This window comes from Rhizobacter fulvus (assembly GCF_964020785.1).
Window position 1 is genome coordinate 354,756 of sequence record NZ_OZ224516.1, and the last position, 16,941, is coordinate 371,696.

The 16,941-nt window shown below is 64.6% G+C and carries 17 protein-coding genes; 11 read left to right on the plus strand and 6 right to left on the minus strand.

Features of this window, described 5'->3' with window-relative positions; genetic code table 11:
- The first annotated feature begins 7 nt into the window (after positions 1-7).
- Genes ACWH49_RS01700 through ACWH49_RS01750 form a run of 11 tightly spaced genes read left to right on the plus strand, consistent with a single transcriptional unit; the run spans position 8 to position 11,554 of the window.
- The gene (locus ACWH49_RS01700; RefSeq protein WP_448169871.1) at positions 8-361 is read left to right on the plus strand and encodes a hypothetical protein; all 354 of its coding nucleotides are present in this window, start codon (positions 8-10) and stop codon (positions 359-361) included.
- Positions 358-909 (plus strand): conjugative transfer signal peptidase TraF, encoded by a 552-nt coding sequence (gene traF / locus ACWH49_RS01705; RefSeq protein ID WP_448169872.1) that lies wholly within the window; start codon positions 358-360, stop codon positions 907-909. The genes ACWH49_RS01700 and traF (ACWH49_RS01705) overlap by 4 nt, the downstream gene beginning before the upstream one ends.
- A gap of 11 nt (positions 910-920) precedes the next feature.
- Positions 921-1,265 (plus strand): hypothetical protein, encoded by a 345-nt coding sequence (locus ACWH49_RS01710; protein WP_448169873.1) that lies wholly within the window; start codon positions 921-923, stop codon positions 1,263-1,265.
- Between the two features lie 8 nt (positions 1,266-1,273).
- The gene (gene traW, locus ACWH49_RS01715) at positions 1,274-1,891 is read left to right on the plus strand and encodes a type-F conjugative transfer system protein TraW (RefSeq protein WP_448169874.1); all 618 of its coding nucleotides are present in this window, start codon (positions 1,274-1,276) and stop codon (positions 1,889-1,891) included.
- A gap of 41 nt (positions 1,892-1,932) precedes the next feature.
- Positions 1,933-2,910 (plus strand): TraU family protein, encoded by a 978-nt coding sequence (locus ACWH49_RS01720; protein WP_448174286.1) that lies wholly within the window; start codon positions 1,933-1,935, stop codon positions 2,908-2,910.
- A 28-nt stretch (positions 2,911-2,938) separates the two neighbouring features.
- The gene (gene trbC / locus ACWH49_RS01725) at positions 2,939-3,661 is read left to right on the plus strand and encodes a type-F conjugative transfer system pilin assembly protein TrbC (protein WP_448169875.1); all 723 of its coding nucleotides are present in this window, start codon (positions 2,939-2,941) and stop codon (positions 3,659-3,661) included.
- Between the two features lie 9 nt (positions 3,662-3,670).
- Entirely contained in the window at positions 3,671-6,064 is a 2,394-nt protein-coding gene (gene traN / locus ACWH49_RS01730; protein WP_448169876.1) for a type-F conjugative transfer system mating-pair stabilization protein TraN, read from the plus strand.
- Positions 6,061-6,435: a hypothetical protein gene (locus ACWH49_RS01735; RefSeq protein ID WP_448169877.1), complete on the plus strand. Its 375-nt coding sequence runs from the start codon at positions 6,061-6,063 to the stop codon at positions 6,433-6,435. The genes traN and ACWH49_RS01735 overlap by 4 nt, the downstream gene beginning before the upstream one ends.
- Before the next feature lie 8 nt (positions 6,436-6,443).
- Positions 6,444-7,301, plus strand: a complete 858-nt coding sequence (gene traF, locus ACWH49_RS01740) for a conjugal transfer protein TraF (RefSeq protein ID WP_448169878.1) — start codon at positions 6,444-6,446, stop codon at positions 7,299-7,301.
- Between the two features lie 17 nt (positions 7,302-7,318).
- Entirely contained in the window at positions 7,319-8,758 is a 1,440-nt protein-coding gene (locus ACWH49_RS01745) for a conjugal transfer protein TraH (protein WP_448169879.1), read from the plus strand.
- Between the two features lie 27 nt (positions 8,759-8,785).
- On the plus strand, positions 8,786-11,554 hold the full coding sequence (locus tag ACWH49_RS01750) for a conjugal transfer protein TraG N-terminal domain-containing protein (RefSeq protein ID WP_448169880.1): 2,769 nt from the start codon (positions 8,786-8,788) through the stop codon (positions 11,552-11,554).
- Here the strand turns inward: ACWH49_RS01750 and ACWH49_RS01755 are convergent, their stop codons facing one another.
- The 6 genes from ACWH49_RS01755 to ACWH49_RS01780 all read right to left on the minus strand — a co-directional run bounded on the left by ACWH49_RS01755 (position 11,555) and on the right by ACWH49_RS01780 (position 16,879).
- Positions 11,555-11,878 (minus strand): hypothetical protein, encoded by a 324-nt coding sequence (locus ACWH49_RS01755; RefSeq protein ID WP_448169881.1) that lies wholly within the window; start codon positions 11,876-11,878, stop codon positions 11,555-11,557.
- Positions 11,879-12,198: 320 nt separating this feature from the next.
- Positions 12,199-12,945 carry a Qat anti-phage system TatD family nuclease QatD gene (gene qatD / locus ACWH49_RS01760; RefSeq protein ID WP_448169882.1) on the minus strand — a complete coding sequence of 249 codons (747 nt, stop codon included), beginning with the start codon at positions 12,943-12,945 and terminating at the stop codon, positions 12,199-12,201.
- Positions 12,933-14,201, minus strand: a complete 1,269-nt coding sequence (gene qatC, locus ACWH49_RS01765) for a Qat anti-phage system QueC-like protein QatC (protein WP_448169883.1) — start codon at positions 14,199-14,201, stop codon at positions 12,933-12,935. The genes qatD and qatC overlap by 13 nt, the downstream gene beginning before the upstream one ends.
- Positions 14,198-15,022, minus strand: coding sequence for a Qat anti-phage system associated protein QatB (gene qatB, locus ACWH49_RS01770; protein WP_448169884.1), 825 nt, complete (start codon positions 15,020-15,022; stop codon positions 14,198-14,200). The genes qatC and qatB overlap by 4 nt, the downstream gene beginning before the upstream one ends.
- Positions 15,022-15,513, minus strand: a complete 492-nt coding sequence (locus ACWH49_RS01775; protein WP_448174407.1) for a hypothetical protein — start codon at positions 15,511-15,513, stop codon at positions 15,022-15,024. The genes qatB and ACWH49_RS01775 overlap by 1 nt, the downstream gene beginning before the upstream one ends.
- Entirely contained in the window at positions 15,398-16,879 is a 1,482-nt protein-coding gene (locus ACWH49_RS01780) for a KAP family P-loop NTPase fold protein (protein WP_448169885.1), read from the minus strand. The genes ACWH49_RS01775 and ACWH49_RS01780 overlap by 116 nt, the downstream gene beginning before the upstream one ends.
- Positions 16,880-16,941 lie beyond the last annotated feature (62 nt).

Below are 16,941 nucleotides of genomic sequence, written 5' to 3' on the forward strand. Positions count from 1 at the left end.
GGCGGCCATGTCCCTGACGCTCCAGGCCGCGGTGACCTTGCTCGCCGTGGCGGCGGCCATCGCCGCTTACGACCACTGGGTCGTGCGGCAGGCGCTGCGCGTGGGCCTGGTCGACGTCGGCGAGGTGTATCGGCAAAAGGAAGCCGAGTTCACCTTGATCCTGACCAAGGCCCGCTCCGACGACGAGCGCCAGAAAGCCATGGCGATGGCGCGCGTCTTTGCGCAGCGCCTGCCGCTCGCCCTGGAAGAGCTGCCGCTCGAGTGTGGCTGCCTGGTCGTGCTCAAGAGTGCGGTGGCCGGCGCGACGCCGCGCACCGTCGACCTCACGGCGCACCTCAAGCGCAAGGTGGAGGCGCCATGAACGTCGTCCATTCCGCTCGGGGCCAAGCGCTGGTCCTGCTGCTTCGCCACATGCGGCAGCGCTGGTACCTCTACCTGCCGGTCTTCGCCATCTGGGCGTTCGCGTACCTGCGGCTCTTCGTCGATCCGACACCGCGAGTGCCGGTGCTGTTCAACTGGACGCCCAGCCTGCCCTGCCGGATGGCCTGGCTGCAATACGGCGCGCACGAGCTGAAGCGCGGCGACTACATCGTCTTCGCGTTCGACGGCGAAGCGCAGCGTCAGTACCCCGGCCTGCACGGCCAGCCCTTTTTTAAGATCGTGCGCGGGCTGCCCGGAGACACGGTGACGGTGAATGGTCGCGTGGTCGCGGTCAATGGCGAAGTCGTCGGCACAGCCAAGATCCATGCCTTCGACCGTCGCCCGCTCGACCCGATCGCCGCGACGGTGATACCGGCCGGCCACTACTACGTGCAGGGCACCAGCCCCGACTCCTTCGACTCGCGTTACCGCGCGAGCGGCCTCGTGCGCGCCGACCAGGTGCTGGGCACGGTGATCCCACTCTTCTGAAAGCCCCACCGATGAACCGCGTCCATCCCATCCTCGTGTGCGCCTGCGCCGCGCTCTTGGCGTCGAAGGTCGCCGCCCAGCCATCGTCCGCACCATCGGATGCCGACATGCCGATGGCCGACTACCTCGGCCTGCTCGAGCAGATCGCACCCGCTGCCCGCGAAGGTGCGCAGGCCTATGCGCAAGCGTTTCAGCAGCGCTGCGGCCGCGCTCTCACCACCGCGGAGTTGCGTCGCGCGACTTCGGCGGGCAGCGGCGATCCCGTGTTGATGGGCATGATCCGCGCAAGCCAAGTCCGTGACGCCAAGGCGATCACCGAGTTGGGCCAGCGTGTCGCGTGTGGAGACCGGCGATGAAGTTTGCTGTGATCCCCGGCCTGGCCGTTGTGTCGCTGCTCTGTGGATCGATCGCGCACGCGGTCGATCTCGGCGCCATCGGTCCCACCTACGGCATCGCCGAACCGCATCTGCTGGCCGACATCGAACGCCGCTTGCGCGAGAAGGAACGCAGCGGCGAGCTGCAGCGCCTGATCGACGAAGCGCGCACGCGCGGGATCGACGCCGTGCGTCAGCCAGCGCCGGTGGCCGGCGTGCATGCAACCGACACACCGCGCACCTTCTACGTCGACCCCAGCTTCACGCTCGATCGCAACATCGTCGATGCCAGTGGCCGGCTGCTGTTTGCGACCGGCACGCGCAAGAACCCGCTGGAGGTGGTGTCGCTCAGCAAGCGTCTGCTGTTCTTCGACGCGCGGGATCGCCGTCAGGTCGCACGGGCCCGCGAGCTGATGTCGAGCCACGAGGGGCATGTGAAGCCGATCCTGACGGGCGGGTCCTACCTCGACCTGATGAAGTCCTGGCGCATCCCCGTCTACTACGACCAGCAGGGCGTGCTGACGCGGCGCCTGGGCATCCGGCAGGTGCCTGCGCTGGTGTCGCAGGAAGGCCAGCACCTGCGCATCGATGAGGTGGTGGTGCGATGAATAGTCGATCCTTTGCCGTCCGGCTCGCCCTGGGCTTGGTGATGCTGCTGAGCGTCGCCCTGTCGCACGCGTCGGACAGCCTGACCTGCACCGGGAAGTTCCCGAACCCGATCACCGACATCTGCTGGTCCTGCATCCTGCCGATCAGCATCGGCAGCGCGACCGTCGGCAACTTCGACGGCCAGGAAGACATCCCGAATCCGTCGAGCCCGGTGTGCAGCTGCGGGGTCAACCCAACCATCGGCCTGTCGATCGGATTCTGGGAGCCGGCGCGCCATGTCGAGGCGGTGCGCAAGCCCTTCTGCCTCGCGTCGCTGGGCGGCGTCGATCTCGACCCCGGGATCAGCGCACCGTCGGCAGCCCGGTTCACTCGGCCGGAAGGCGATGGCGACGGAGGCAGCTTCTACCAAGCGCACTTCTACATCAACCCGGTCCTGTACTGGATGAAGGTCGTCACCGACTTCCCCTGCCTGGAACGCGGCTCCTTCGACCTGGCGTACCTGACCGAAGTCGATCCGCTGTGGAACGACGACGAGTTGACCTTGATCCTCAATCCCGAGGCCGTGCTGTTCGCCAATCCACTGGCCATCGCGGCCTGTGCGGCGGACTGCGTCGCGGCCACCGCTGGCTTCGGCATCGCCGAGATGTTCTGGTGCGCCGGCTGCCAGGGCGGCATCTACCCGTTCGACGGCCACGTGCCGTACCACATGGGTGGCGTGCGTACGGCCGCGCTACTGGCCCAGCGCCTGACCGCCAAGATGCACCGCGAGCTGCTGGCCTGGGGCTGGCACGGTCAAGCGGGCTTGTGCGGGCCGTACTTCCTGCCCGCGATGGACAAGACCGCCTACAAGACCCAGCTCACCTACCCCATCCCCAACACCGGCAAGGACAGCGGCCGCTGCTGCCAGCCGTTCGGGCGCAGCACGATCGTCTGGGGTGCCGGCAAGGAGTACCCGGTGCGCGGCGAGGACTTCGCGTTCATGTTGTTTCGCAAAAGGAACTGCTGTGTGGGCTACTGATCGACATCGTTCATGGGCTGCACTTGCCATGCTGCTGGGCTTGATGCTGGGCCAGGTTCTGGCAATCCACGCAGCGCACGCGCAGACAACGCCGACCGTCACCGAGGCGGACATCGAACGCGCCAAACGGTCGCAGCCGAGCATCACCGAACAGGACGTGCAGCGGGCCCGCGAACGCAATCGCATGCCGACGGATGCCGAGTTGCGCCGGGTGCCTGTGCCTTCGACGCCAAACATCGACGCGTTGCCCAAACCGGCGACGCAAGCCCCCGTGGACCTGGAGGCGCTCGCGCGCGGCTTCGATGCGCAGACCGGGCAAGCCGCGCTGAGCCCGAAGGCGGGCCCGGTCCTGCTCGTCTTCATCAGCTTCGCGATGCCCGAAGCAGCGCTTTCCCGATTGGTCGATCAGGCCGCCCGGGCGCAGGCATCCTTGGTGCTGCGGGGCCTGGTCGACGGATCCCTTGTGCACACGGTCGCGCGCGTGCAGCAGTTGATCGGCACACGCAAGGTCGCGGTACAGATCGATCCGCAGGCCTTCGACCGCTACGCGATCACGAAGACGCCCACCTTCGTGCTGGTGCGCGACGGGATGCAGCCGCTGCCCTGCGCCGGCGGTTTGTGTGTGCCCGGCGACGGGGTCGTCACCGCTTCGGGCGACGTGAGCCTGGACTATGCCCTGTCGTTCTTCCAGCGATCAGCGCCCGGCTTCGCGAAGGACGCGAGCGGCTTCCTCAAGCGACTCAAAGGTTGAGGAGCCGCCATGCGCAAGCTCATCGTCTGGTTCACGCTGATCTGCTTCATCGCGACGCAGACCGCTGCGGTCGCCGGACCGCACGAAGAGGGCGTTGCCGCGGGCCAGGCTTCCAACCCCGTCGCGCGTGGCAGCGTCACGGCGCCAAATGCCACGGCTGTCGTTCCCGGCTACACGACCACGCCGGCCGAGTCGGCCTACTACCGCCAACCCAATCTGGCCGCCCAAGGCAATGCGCGACTGGCCCTGTGCGCAACGATGCCGAATGACCCGGTGTGCCAGGCGCAGCGCGGTGCGCTGAGCTCGGCCAACACGCCGCGCCCAGCGGTCAGCGCCAACGACCCCGCCGTGCTGGCCGCACAGGGAATCGTGCGCAGCCCCTCCTCAGTGCTGGAAAGCCTCGCGTCCTACTACAGCGGCTGCACGACCACGACGACGACCCAGCCCGCCGGCACGCAGACCAAGAGCTGCTTGCGCTACGTCGGGGTCGGCAACTACAGCTGCGCGAGGACTCTGTCGGTAGGCATCGATCGCACGACGAACTGCACGCCAGGCGATTGGTTCGCTCACGCTGGCTCGGGCAGCACCGGGCTTGACGCGCAGTGCACACCCGACCGCCCCGAGACGGCCCAACACTTCCGCGTCACCCAGGACGGCTCGCCGCTGGCCTTCTTCGACGTGGACATGACGACGCCGGTCGTTTTCCCGCAGATGGTCGCGGTGCTGTCGACCAGCTACTCCTCGATGACGGGCCAGCCGATCCGCACCGGCGTCTGGGTGGCCGACAAATCCTGCGCTGGCACGACCTGCAGCCTGACCGCCATGATCGCCGCGGAATCGCAGGAGACCTGCACGGGGAGTGGTGATTCGGGCTACACCTGCACCAGCGTCGAACCCTTCCTGAAGCGCTACGCCGCTTGCCGCGCCGGCACGCAGAGCGGCGACAACATCCAGGACACCGTCTGCCAGGGTGACAACGGCTGCACGACCACCGTGCTGGACGGCAGCAAGTGCTACGCCCCGGCAGGAGGCTGGACACCCTATCCGGGGATCGACATCACCGGCACGGTTCCGGGCACCTATTGGAACATCGACGGCGACCGGGCAGTGATCAGCTGGGATCCCAATCCTGCCTACGGTCCGATCCCGACGATGCGGCTGAGCTACACCAAGCCGCTGACCGCCGTCGCCGAGACCGACCGCTGGGACGATCAATGCCCGGCCTTGGCCGACGGCGGGCGCTGCACGGTCAGCTCGGCATCGGTCTGCGTGGATGGTCCCGCCACCAAGGTGGTCGACGGCGTCGCCGTGACACGCGACTGCTGGCAATACCAGAGCACGATGAGCTGCAGCAGCGCCGCGCCGCTCGACCAGTGCGCGCCGCTGGTCGCCAGTGGCTGCACGCCGACCTCGTCAACCTGCCAGCGAACCAATGCGGCGACCGGCGCGTGCGAGGTCTACGCCGACGGCTACAGCTGCCCCGTCGCAGCGCAGACCGTCACCAGCGCCAGCAACTGCCCGTCCAACGTCTTCTGCTTCCAGGGCAGTTGCTTCGACATCAGCTACACCAACGACGCCGACTTCGGCCGCAGCATGTCGATGCTGGAGGCAGCGCGCGAGTCGGGGGTCTATCTCGACACCGACCGCATGCAGGTATTCAAGGGCGAGGACAACCGCTGCCGCGACCGCCTGCTCAAGAACTGCTGTTACTCGGACGGCGCCGGCGCGGGCATGACGAACCAGAGCCTGTTCGGAACCGGATCGCGTCTGGTCTTCGACATCCTGATGAACTCAGAGAACCAGCAGTTCATCTACCAAGGGATGTCGGCGCTGCTGCTGGGCGGCGGCTTCAGCGGCACGTTCACGAGCTACGGCGTCACTGTCGCGGTCAACGGAGCCGCGTTGCCGGCCGGTTCGGCGGTCGTCTACGCGGGCGAGAGCATGGTGATCGCCTTCGACCCCTGGTCGCTGGTGATCGCCGTGATCATCTACATCATCATGTCCATGATGTCCTGCAACGAGGACGAGGGCAAGCTGGCGATGAAGGAAGGGGCCAGGCTCTGCCACACGATCGGCACCTGGTGCTCGTCGTGCATTCGCATCTTCGGCTCCTGCGTCTCCTGCATCGAGCACACGACGTCCAAGTGCTGCTTCAACTCGATGCTTGCGCGCATCGTCAATGAACAGGGGCGTGCGCAGGTCGGCAAGGGCTGGGGCGGTGCCGAGAGCCCGGACTGCTCGGGCTTCACCATCGCGCAGCTGCAGTCGCTGGACTTCGCGGCAATGGACCTGTCGGAGTTCTATGCGTCGCTCGTGCCGGTTATGCCGGACGTCGGAGCGCTGCAGACCAACAGCGCGGGCCGGGTACCCACCTGCTACTACGGGCAAGGGAGGTGCCAATGAGATCTCGGCTCGCCTTGTTGGTGGTTGCGGCGGCCCTGTGCTCGCGGCAGGCCCTCGCCCAGCAGCGTGTCTCCGTGTATGACGCGCGATCACTGCTGGTCGCCGCCATCGACGCCGCCGACGGGCAGGCACATGGCGCCCTGACCGGTGAGATCGCGGACGCGATCACGCAGCGTTTCAAGGGGACGACGCCGATCTACATCGACGTGAGCACGGAGCGCCGCTACGCCCAGGCGGGCTGCAGCCGCCTGAAAGTGCGCTTCTGGCAAGACGGCGTGCAGTTGCCGGGCGTCCCGGCACCCCGCCGCCAAACCATCGACTTCGGCATCAACTACTGCCGCGACGGCTTGCCGCCGAAGTCGCTGAACTGAGGTGCACGATGACGATACGCCACCTCCTCGCAACCGCGCTGCTATTCGTCTCGGCGCTCGCGCAGGCCCAGGCCCAGCCTCGAGAGTTGCCGGATCGATTCTGGGGTGACGCCTGGCGCGGCTGGCACTTCTACGAGGATCCCGAACCCGAGTTGGAGCGCCAGCCTCCGCCACGTCCCAAGCCGTCTTCGGCTGCGCCCAAGACCACCCCAGCCCCATCGTCGGCCAAGGCGCCGGAGCTCGTGGAGTTCGAGCGCCTGCAGAAGACATTGGAGGACGTCCGCAACATCGCGATCATGCGGCCGACCGAAGCCAACGTGCGCCGCTACATGGAGCTGGAAGCTCAAGTGGTCGCGCGGGCTTCAACCTTCGCCGACGTGGCGCAGCGTGTCGCCTGGTCGACGCCGGAGCTCGATCCCACCCTGCAGGGTCGACCAGTGAACGCCAAGGCGCTGGAGGTGTTCGAACAGCAGCAGCTGGCGGACCGTTCGCGCTCGATCGCGGAGCTGGGCCGTGACCACGTTCTGATATTTTTCTTCCGTGGCGACTGCCCCTACTGCCATGCCTTCGCGCCGACGCTGGAGGCGTTCCAGGCCCGCCACGGCATCCGCATCGAGTCGGTGAGCGTCGATGGCGGCGCGATGCCGGGCTTCCCCGACGCGCGTCGCGACAACGGCATCGCTACCGCGCTGCGGGTGACCCAGGTCCCCGCCGTCTACCTCGCCCAGCCCTTCACCGGAAGGATCACGCCGATCGGCTTCGGCGTGCTGTCCGAAGCGCAACTGCTCGAGCGCATCACTGCCGTCTCTGCCCCTGGCTACGACGCCATGGTGCCCAGCGCCACACGGCAGGTCGCCCTGCCCTAGCTTTCCAGGAGTGCCTCATGGTCCGCTCGCCTCTCCGTCGCACCTGTATCGCCGTTGCGTCCCTCGCACTGGTCCTGCAGTCTCCGTCGCTGCACGCCGGCGATCTGAACGCCGAGGTGAACACGATGTTCAACAACCTCGGTGCGATCGGCAACTACACCGCGCCCGGGGCCTTCCGCGGACAGACCTTTAACACTTACACCGGTGGCAGCTTCTTCATTCGTTCGCCGAACAAGGTCTACCAGCTCGCCGCGATCCAGTTCCCGAGCGCCAAGGCCGGCTGCGGCGGCATCGACGTCTTCGGCGGCTCGTTCTCGCACATCTCGGCCGAAGAGTTCAAGAACATGCTGAAGAACATCACGGCCGCGCTGCCCGGCATCGCGTTCCAGCTCGCCCTGGAAGCGGTCTCGCCACTGCTGGGCGGGCTGACCAAGTGGGCGAAGGGCTTGGAGACCTGGATCAACAACGCACGCATCAACTCCTGCGAGACCGCCAAGGCGATCGTCAGCACGGCTGCAGAATCCGCCGGCTACAGCTCGCAGGAGACCTGCGCCGACTTGGCCATCGAGATGGGCCTGGAAAGTGATCGCGATGCCGCACGCCGGCGCTGCGCCACCGACCGGCCGAGCATCCTCGCATCGGCCCGTTCGTCAAGCGATGCCGGTGTGCGCAACAAGGCGCCGTTCGTCGGCAACCTAACCTGGAAGGCGCTGCAGCGTGCCGGCACCTACCTCGACGATCAAGAGCGCGAGTTGATCATGAGCATCGTCGGCACCGTCATCTTCTATCCCGAAGATGCGGCGCGCGACCCCGAACCGATCGCGCCGACCATCACGTCGATCAGCCAGTTGCTCTATGGCCAAGCCACCGGCACAGGGACCAACGTGACCCAGCACCTGCTGCGCTGCAACGACTACGCCAACTGCGACGTCGTGACGCTGAACACCGGGTACACCAGCACGCCCTTCACCGCGCTGGTCGAGAACATGATGCGCTCGATCGCCGACAAGATCGCGACCCGCACGGCCATCGCGAACAACTCGGCCGAGGTGGGGTTCGTAAACCAGACGACGGAGCCGGTCTACAAGATGCTCTCGATCGGCGCCAGCATCCCGGGTTCGGGTCTGAGCGACAGCCTGATCGCGCAGTACCGCGACGTCATCGCCGCCGACTACGCCTACGTCTTCCTGGAGCGCAACCTGCGCCTAGGCATGGCCGCGCTCGACAAGGACTACCTGTTGCAGCAGGGACAACGCGAGCAGGCCATCGTGGTCAGGCAGCGGGCACAGGCCGTACTGCAGCAGATCGCGCAGGAGAAGAACGCGCTGTACCAGAAGGTGGGCTCCTTTCGCGCCGTGTCCAGCCACCTCGAGCAGCTCGAACGGCAGTTGCGCTCCAGCATGCCGCAGCACGTGATGGACATGCTCGGCCACCGGGCCGCCTACCTGGCCCGCTGAGCTCGTTCGCCACTCAGTGACCGAGCCATGTGGGAGATCTACGCCTACCAGAATGCCGACAGCCTGTTCGGTATCTTCAACGCGGCCGCGGCCATCCATGCGTCGACCGACTATGCCGCGGCGCTGGCGGCGGTAGCGTTCTGCGGCTTCGTGGCAGCGCTGCTCGCTTATGCTTTCGCGCCGGAGAAGCTTCAGGGCTGGAAGTGGCTGGCGACCGTGCTGCTGGTCTTCGGCATCTTGATCGTTCCGAAGGTGACGGTCGGCGTCGTCGACAAGACCGGCGGCTCGGCCGTCAAGGTGGTTGGCAACGTACCCTTCGGCGTCGCGGTGCTGGGCAGCCTGACCAGCACGATCGGTCACACGCTGACGGGACTCTTCGAAACCGCGTTCCAGGTGATTCCCGGTGTCGGCGGGCTGCCGGCCGAGCTGACCTATGAGCAGCATGGACTGATGTTCGGCAACCGCCTGATTCGGGACACCGGCAAGGTCGTGTTCCAGGATCCGAACTTCCGTACCGACCTGATCAACTACATCAACAACTGCACGATGTACGACCTGGTCGACGGCACGCTCGACCCGGCGACGTTCTCGGCGTCGGCGGACGTGTGGGCGTTGATGGCGACACCCAACCCGGCGCGCTTCAGCACCTTGACCGGCGGCGGCGCGATCAATGTGGAGACCTGTCCGAACGTGTACATCAGCCTCAATGGGCGGCTGCCGGCACAGATCACCAAGATCCAGGGACAGCTCGCGTTTGCGCTGAACCCGACGCTGCCGGCCGCGACAGCCGCCGGCGTGATCGCAGGGCAGATCCAGCAGGCCTACCTGAAGAACAGCATCGCCGACGCTGCGGCCACGGCCGCAGACCTGATCCGGCAGAACGCGGTCATCAACGCGATCAACGACACCAGCAACATCATCGGACAGAAGGTCAACGATCCGGCGGCGATGGTGCTGGCCGTCGGCCGGGCCCAGGCGACGGCCCAGCAGAACGCGACCTGGCTGAACTACGGCAAGGTGGCCGAGCAGGCGCTGCCGGTGTTCAGGAACGTGATCGAGGCGGTGACCTATGCGCTGTTTCCGCTACTGGTGCTGCTGCTCCTGCTGACCAGCGGACGCGAGACGATGATCGCGTTCAAGGGCTACGCGGCGATCCTGATCTGGATCCAGCTATGGCCGCCGTTGTACGCAGTGCTGAACTACATGGCTTCGGTCTATGCGGCGTATGACCTGGCAGCTGCGGCTGACCTTGGCAGCGGGGTCAAGGCCCTGTCGCTGCAAACGGCTTCGACCATCTACTCGGGCGCCATCTCGGGGGAGGCGATCGTGGGCTACCTGGCGATCAGCATTCCGTTCATCGCGTGGGCGGCACTCAAGCGCATGGAGAACTTCGGCACGGCGCTGGTGGGTGGGCTGTCCGGGTTGCAGGGGACGCTGTCCGGAAGCACGGGCTCGGCGGCGACTGGCAACGTGAGCATGGGCAACCTGGCGATGGACCAGTTGCAGTTGGCGCCGAATCGCACGTCGGCGTTCATGGGCAGTCTGCAGAACGACATGACGGGGAACACGTTCTCGTCGAATGTGTTGACGGGTCGCACGGCCGTCAGCTTGTTGCGCAACCAAGGGTACGCGTCGCGCGTCGTGTCGATGCGGGTGTCGGAGCAGGACGTCACGGACGCCAGTCGGCAGGTCAGCGCGGCGCGGAGCGAGGCGGTCGCAGCCAATACCGAGCGCTCGACCATCTTGTCGGAAGCTTTCACGCGCGGGTTGACCAAGATGCGTTCGTCGCGCAGCAGCAGCGGATCCACGTCCAGCAGCTTCGAACAGGTGGGGGAGACACTGAACCGCCTAGAACAGATCGCAAAAGGTGTGGCTGACAGCACCGGCCTCTCGCAATCTCAAGTCGCCAGCATCGCATTCGGTGCGTCGGGACGTTTGGGTTTGGAGACCGGCTTCGCGAGTGCGTCGGTGCATGCCAACGCAGGCAAGGCCTACCAATCGTCGCTGACAGCCGACGAGCGCAAGGTGCTCAGCGCTATGAGCAGTGAGCAGTTGGCTGAGTTCAAACAGTTCGGTGATAGGGTGTCCCGTGATGCCAGCGTCATGAGCGCGATCACCAGTGACTCGCGCGATGCGCGTGACATGGCATCCCGGCTCGCCTCCACGACGGCACGCTCCGCGCGCGCCGAGGCAAGTCTCGGGGAGCGAACCGGCTTTGCCGAGCGCGTGTCGGCCGCCTACGAGAGGGGCGAGACCATCTCCATCGACATTGCGCAGGATCCCCACAACCTGGAGATGTTCACCCGATACGCGGAGCAGTATGGCGGTGACAGCACCGCCGCACACGCGCTGATGGCGTCGGAACTGGCCAGACAGTCCTTGCGTCCGAACCGCGTGTTTTCTGATGGCACGGCACTGCCCACGTCGTTCGGGGAGCTTCGCGCCCTACACGATCAGACACGAGGTGACGCGGCACTGACTCCAGACATCGGGGGTCATCGCCGCGACAATGACCAACGAGTGTCCCGCTTCGGGAACACGGCGCCCCCAGCTCAACCGGTTCCCGCAGCGTCGCCCATACGCGATGAAGTGCGAGCTCGAGGCGCCCAGATACGCTCAAGCGCCGACGCCAGCAGCGCCGCCTTCGACTCCAAGACGGAGATCGTAAAAAACGACGACGGCACGCTCGCCACCAGAAAGTCGCTGCTGAAGCAATCGGGCAAGCAGGTTGCCAAAGATGCAGGTGCGTCCGTGGACAACGTCAAAGACGCTGTGAAGGGTCTTCTGAAAAAGTAGTCAGTCCAGCTTGTCCGGGTCGAAGACATGCCTGTCTGGCAGCGGCTCCGGCGGCTTCATGAAAGGCGCATGTCCCCGGTCGCGCCAATAGTTCCGCACCAGCTCATCCTCAGGCGTGCCTTGGCCGTGCGGTTCGTCCAACCACGAGGATTGCTTGGGAAGTTTCCGGGACCCCATACGAGTCAATCCACCGCCGATAGCCGTACCTACGAGCGCGCCGATGGCGATCATGACGACTCGCGTGGCCCAATCGTCCTTGGCGGCCGAGAGCAGGCCGATCAATGCGCCCAGTGCGACGAAGCCGATGAAGGTGAGTTTTCGCATTTTGAACTGGCCCCTGTGGGCGACAGGATACGCATCTGCCCAGTATTGGCAAAGCAAAGAAAAGGGCTTGGCTTCAATTCACATAGAGCTTTATCGTCGCTGTTTCCATCAGGCCTACCCACCATTTGCTGGCGCGGGAGGTGGCGCGATTCGCAGTGAGGGAGCGACGTTTTCGACACCATCGTCAACCAGGGGCGAGCAAATCGAACTTCGACCTGCGGTACGTCGCCCCCCATGGCCTACATGAGGCTCTCTCGGTCACTTCGACGGCGTGACGGTCGTGCCTAGCACTTGGCCGTCCGCGAGCCGCGACGCGGAACTCATATGCCCCTCCTTGTGATGACCTTCAGGTTGCAGAGCAACTGATCACGCACGTGCTCTCGATGCATCTCCCACGCATCGCACAGCACCGTCATCACGTCCGTCGTCTCCCAGGGAAGCCAAGGCGCCCCGTCAGGTTTGGTCGCGAACGGCCCATCGGTTTCCAGCAGAAGGCGTGACCTAGGCATTCCAGCCACAAGCTGGCGGCCCTTTTCGCTGGCAATCATCGAGGGGCCGACACTGAACCACGCGCCCTGCTCCACCGCTCGACTCAGCTGCTTGTTCGTGCCGGAGAACCAATGCAGCACTGGTGTGCCCGCCTTGGGATGCGCTGCAAGTGCATCCAACACCTGGTCGGCAGCGCCGCGCGAATGCAGGCTCATGACACGCCCGCCTACGCGCTCGCATTCGGCAAGGACCGCGTCCAGAATCGTCCGCTGGACAGGCAATGACGCCTTGAAGCGCGGTGAGCCATCCAAGCCAACCTCCCCGACGTACTCAGCCTGTGCGATGAGACTGATGAACAAGTCCTTCTCCGCAGCCTTTGCCACCGCGATCTCTGGATGGAGTCCCAGCGCAATCTTGATGTTGGCGTAACCGGCGAAAACCTTCGATGTGGCCAGCCAAGCCTTCGGGCTAGTTGAAACGACGAGGGTAAAGACGTTCTCCCGCGCCACGCGCGGGAGAAGGCTCAAGGCGTTCGGGTAGAGGTCCAGATGGCTGTGAAAGTCGATCAAATGATGCATTCATGCTCAAGATAGGCTCCCAGTTCGCTGATGCCGGCCTCGACGACACGTTGGTAGCCAGCGCGCTCGGAAGGGGCGGCAAAAGTCAGCGCACCGGCAGCCAGTGGCCGAATGCCCTCACTGCGATACCGCAGATAGGCAATGGCGACGGCTTTCGTGTCGTTCGCGTTGCCGGCCGGTGCCCCATTTTGAAGATCGTCGTGGTAGTAGCCTGGGGTCGGATCGGGCATGCCGGCACGGAAAAACGCCGCCTTTCTCACGAGGCATGGAAAGCACCTGCCGCACTGTTGGTTGAGGCGGCCGTACTTCCCGCAACTCGTCGTCCTGGGCATGAGTTGGCACATCTGTGGCTGGTCATAGCAGTTCACGAGGACCTCGCCCTTGGTCATGTGCTTGTAGGGTGTGTGGAGCGTGGCGGCGATTCCCAGCGCAGTCCACAACTTCTGCAGATGCTTCAAGAAAACTGGGTGAGTCGTCTTCGTGCTGAGCGAGCCCATCCGGCCAGGGTTCAACGGAATGTTAAGGCTGATGAATCCGTTCTCCGGCACGTAGATGTAGAGTGGGTCGATGTCCGGCAGAGCGGATGCTGCCATGGCGGCGAAGCCGTAAAACACGATAGAGCGGGCGCGAGTCGACAGCTCATGCTCCACCGTCGATCGCACGTTGATGTTCCAGAGCAGATGCCGGTCTGCTCCACCAAGTTTGCGCGCGAAGTAGTGCTGGTCCTCTTTGTTGCCCTTTACCAGCTGTGAAACGAAGAGTGGCTTCTTGCCCATCGCCGTGAGGTCGATCGCGCCCACCAGGCTATCCATACCGCCCGACAGCAGGCAAACACAGTCTGCGTCAAACCTGGCGGGCGCGGTGGACTGAGGCCGGGGGCGTCCCCCGTCGAGAAACCGCACATGCCAGAAGTCTCCTGTGAGAAAGCGCAGCATCTCCTCGATGTCGCGCTTCTTCAGCGTGAAAGGTGCCGGGTCCTGAAGGGCGACGTCCAGCTCGATCATGCGAGTCCACCCATCGGCACTGCTGCCGCGCTGCACGGCCAGGTCCGCCGCACCTACAGACAAGGCGAATGTCGCGAAGTCCCAGGCGGCAAGGCTCGGATAGACGCCCTTTAACTCGAGGTCGTCCAGCAAGCCCGTCGCCACGGAGCCGACGTCCTGGCGCTGGGAGTGCGTGTACATCGAGTAGTACACGGCTCCGCGCTCCAACTGGGCCGGCAACGCCTGCTGAGGAACACAGATGACCCGATTCATAGCGAATCCTCAAAGACAGTGAAAGTTGTTTGCACCGCGTCGTGCAGCAAGGTCTCCAGTTGTTGGCGCGTGGGATTCGGCGTCGCCTGCCTCAGGGTGTCCAACTGAGCTGCGACCGCATTCTTCAGGAAGCTGCGCATTTCACTGGTCCGCTGCACGACGACGGCAGGATCGAAACGTGCACTCTCGAACAACTGGCCGATATCGGCGTACATGCGATTGCACGCCTCGTGGCCCAGGTACAGCTGCATCAGCGTCCAGATTTGCGCATCCTGTAGCGTCAGCAAATCGACTTGGGGGTCGAGCACCATGAGTTCGGACAGGGCCTGCGCCATCGAGTCCTTGGCAGACTCTTCGTCGACGCTGCCACCTTCTGGAAGAATCTGGGAAACGATGGCGTCGATGACGGTCTGTGCGGAAGGATTTGTCGCGCGCAGCGCATCCATCCACTGGTTGATCTGCGGATCTGATCGCTCCCTTGTCGCTTGAAGAAACGAGCCCAGTCCAGCGGCAGCTTTTGTGGAGGTGCGCATGCGCGCCGCGACATTGCGCGCACCTCCCATTCCCGTCCGCGAATAGTGGCCGGCCGCGCGTCCGAGCGCCCGGGTGTCGCCATTGCGGGCAAACGTGCCGAGGCTGGTGCGCGCACCTCGAAACCGCTGAGCTGGCGCGACCCCATCGGCGGTTGGCGGCGTGGGTGCTGTCGCACCGCCGTCGACACCATCGCCCTCGCCTGGCCCACCGACCGGGATGTCATTGAGCCACGGTGGGTCGAAGGAGACGTTGGCGCCGGGCCCGGCGCTGGAGGCTGAAGTTCCCACTACGCCTTCACCTTCGTGGCCGCGATCGCCTTTTTTACCAGCGTAGGCGTGGCGGAGTCATCAGCCCAAGTCTGCAGTTCGCTTGCCGCCCACGGTTCGTTTCGCAGCAGCGGGACAAGCTCGCTGGGCCGGCGGCTGGCCGGAATCTCACCCAGCAAGAGGGCGAGTTGCGGGCCTAACGTTGGGAACGCCTTGGTGAGGTTCAGACAGCGACCAATTGAAGCCGCCGTGAACTGATCGTTCCGCGCCTTACGACCCAGCCGATTGAGTACTCGCTCGGCTTCCTGCTCGCCCAATGCCTTGATTTGATCGATGAGAGTAGGAATGACCGACTCGGTTCCAAGAAGCGCCGCCTGCATTTTTTGGGCGTCCTGGCTAAGCTCGTCGTACGCAGCGACCGCGGGCTTGCGGTCCCTGCTCAAATGCATCAGCGGGCGCAGATCGACATCGCCCAGCGGCGGCGCGAGCTTGACCCACTGCTCGTAGAACACCTGTGGCCACTGCGAAGGGCGCTGTCCACGTTTCGCCCTTGCCAGCCGAGGTCTCCAATTCAGCCAAGAACTTGACCTTGCCGTCGTCGCTCGCTGCGACAGCCTTCGCCAGATGCTCGAAACCAGCCGCGCTTGCGCAGCGTTCGAACAACTGCAGCTTCACCAGTTCGGGGAAGCCGATGGTCATGTTCTGTGATTTCGCGATGGATTCGCGGATCAACAAGTTGTTGAGAAACCGCTTGATCAACCGAGGGTTGCCCGAGATTTGTTCGGCGCTCGCCAGAATCGGCGCGAGTTGGTCCGCCAAGTCTATTTCCTTGACCACGCCGGTCGCCGAAGCTCCGAAAGCCGTCCGAATGTCCGTTGCCGACAGACCGGACCAGCCTGACGTCGCCAACTTCAACACCTTCTCTTGCGCATCCTTCATCGCCTGTTCGGAGATTTGCCCACGCCGACGAGCCAGATCGGCCAGGAGCAGGACGAGGTATGCCTTGACCTCGGTGTTGCCCAGGCGGGGGACCTGCAGTGGCACCTGGATCAATTTGTCGAAGTAGCTCGTGACTAGCTCGTTGCTGATCTCGGCATCCTTGAAGTGCGAGCGGACTGCACTGCGGATCATTCCTTCGTCGGCGGCAATGATGAAGGCAGTGCGTTCGACGTGCAGCAGCAGCCGCATGGCTTCGAGCGTGTGGATCGCCGTATCCGGCAGGCACCGGTCCAAGTCGTCGACCAGCACGACAAGGGTGACGTCCAGTTCCTTAAGCAGCTCCCTAAAAGCGCCCCGCAGCGCCTCGATCTCTTTGGGCAGAGACTGTTCGCTCTTTTCCTTCAGCAGGCCGGCCAGTTCCGGTTGCAGCTCGCCATAGGCTGTCTTGACCTTCTCAATATCCTCTGCGGCGACCGTGCTCGCTTGGACCAGGCCGCTGACCGCGCCCACGAGGGCCCCGATGGGGCCGCCTAAAGTTCCGCCGATCAGCGCCTGGACGCCGATCGGCGCCAACATGCGGCCAACGCGCAGCAGCTTGATGCGTTTGACGAATCCCCAGGCTTTGTCCACGGCTGTCTTACGTGATTCGGCCACCGCGACCAGCTTGTCTCCTACAGCGTCAAGCAGCGCCTGCCGTGCGTCGTCGTAGCCCTGGTAGAGCCACGCGTTGAACTCCAGAAAGATGTACTTCTCATCTCCTGCTTTGGCCCTCAGTTCGGCACCGATCATCTTGACCAGCGACGACTTACCGCTACCCCAGTTTCCAGACACGCCGATGGTCAGCGGCTCGCCGCCGGAGTCCTGAATTAACTGCGCGGCAGCCTTGGCTATGTGCGAGAAATTCAGTAGATCGATCTTCGCTTCGACGTCATTCCACATCCATCACTCCTTGCTTTCTGGCCGGGCCTCGCGCCCAACTTGCGCGATGTAGTTGAGAGACG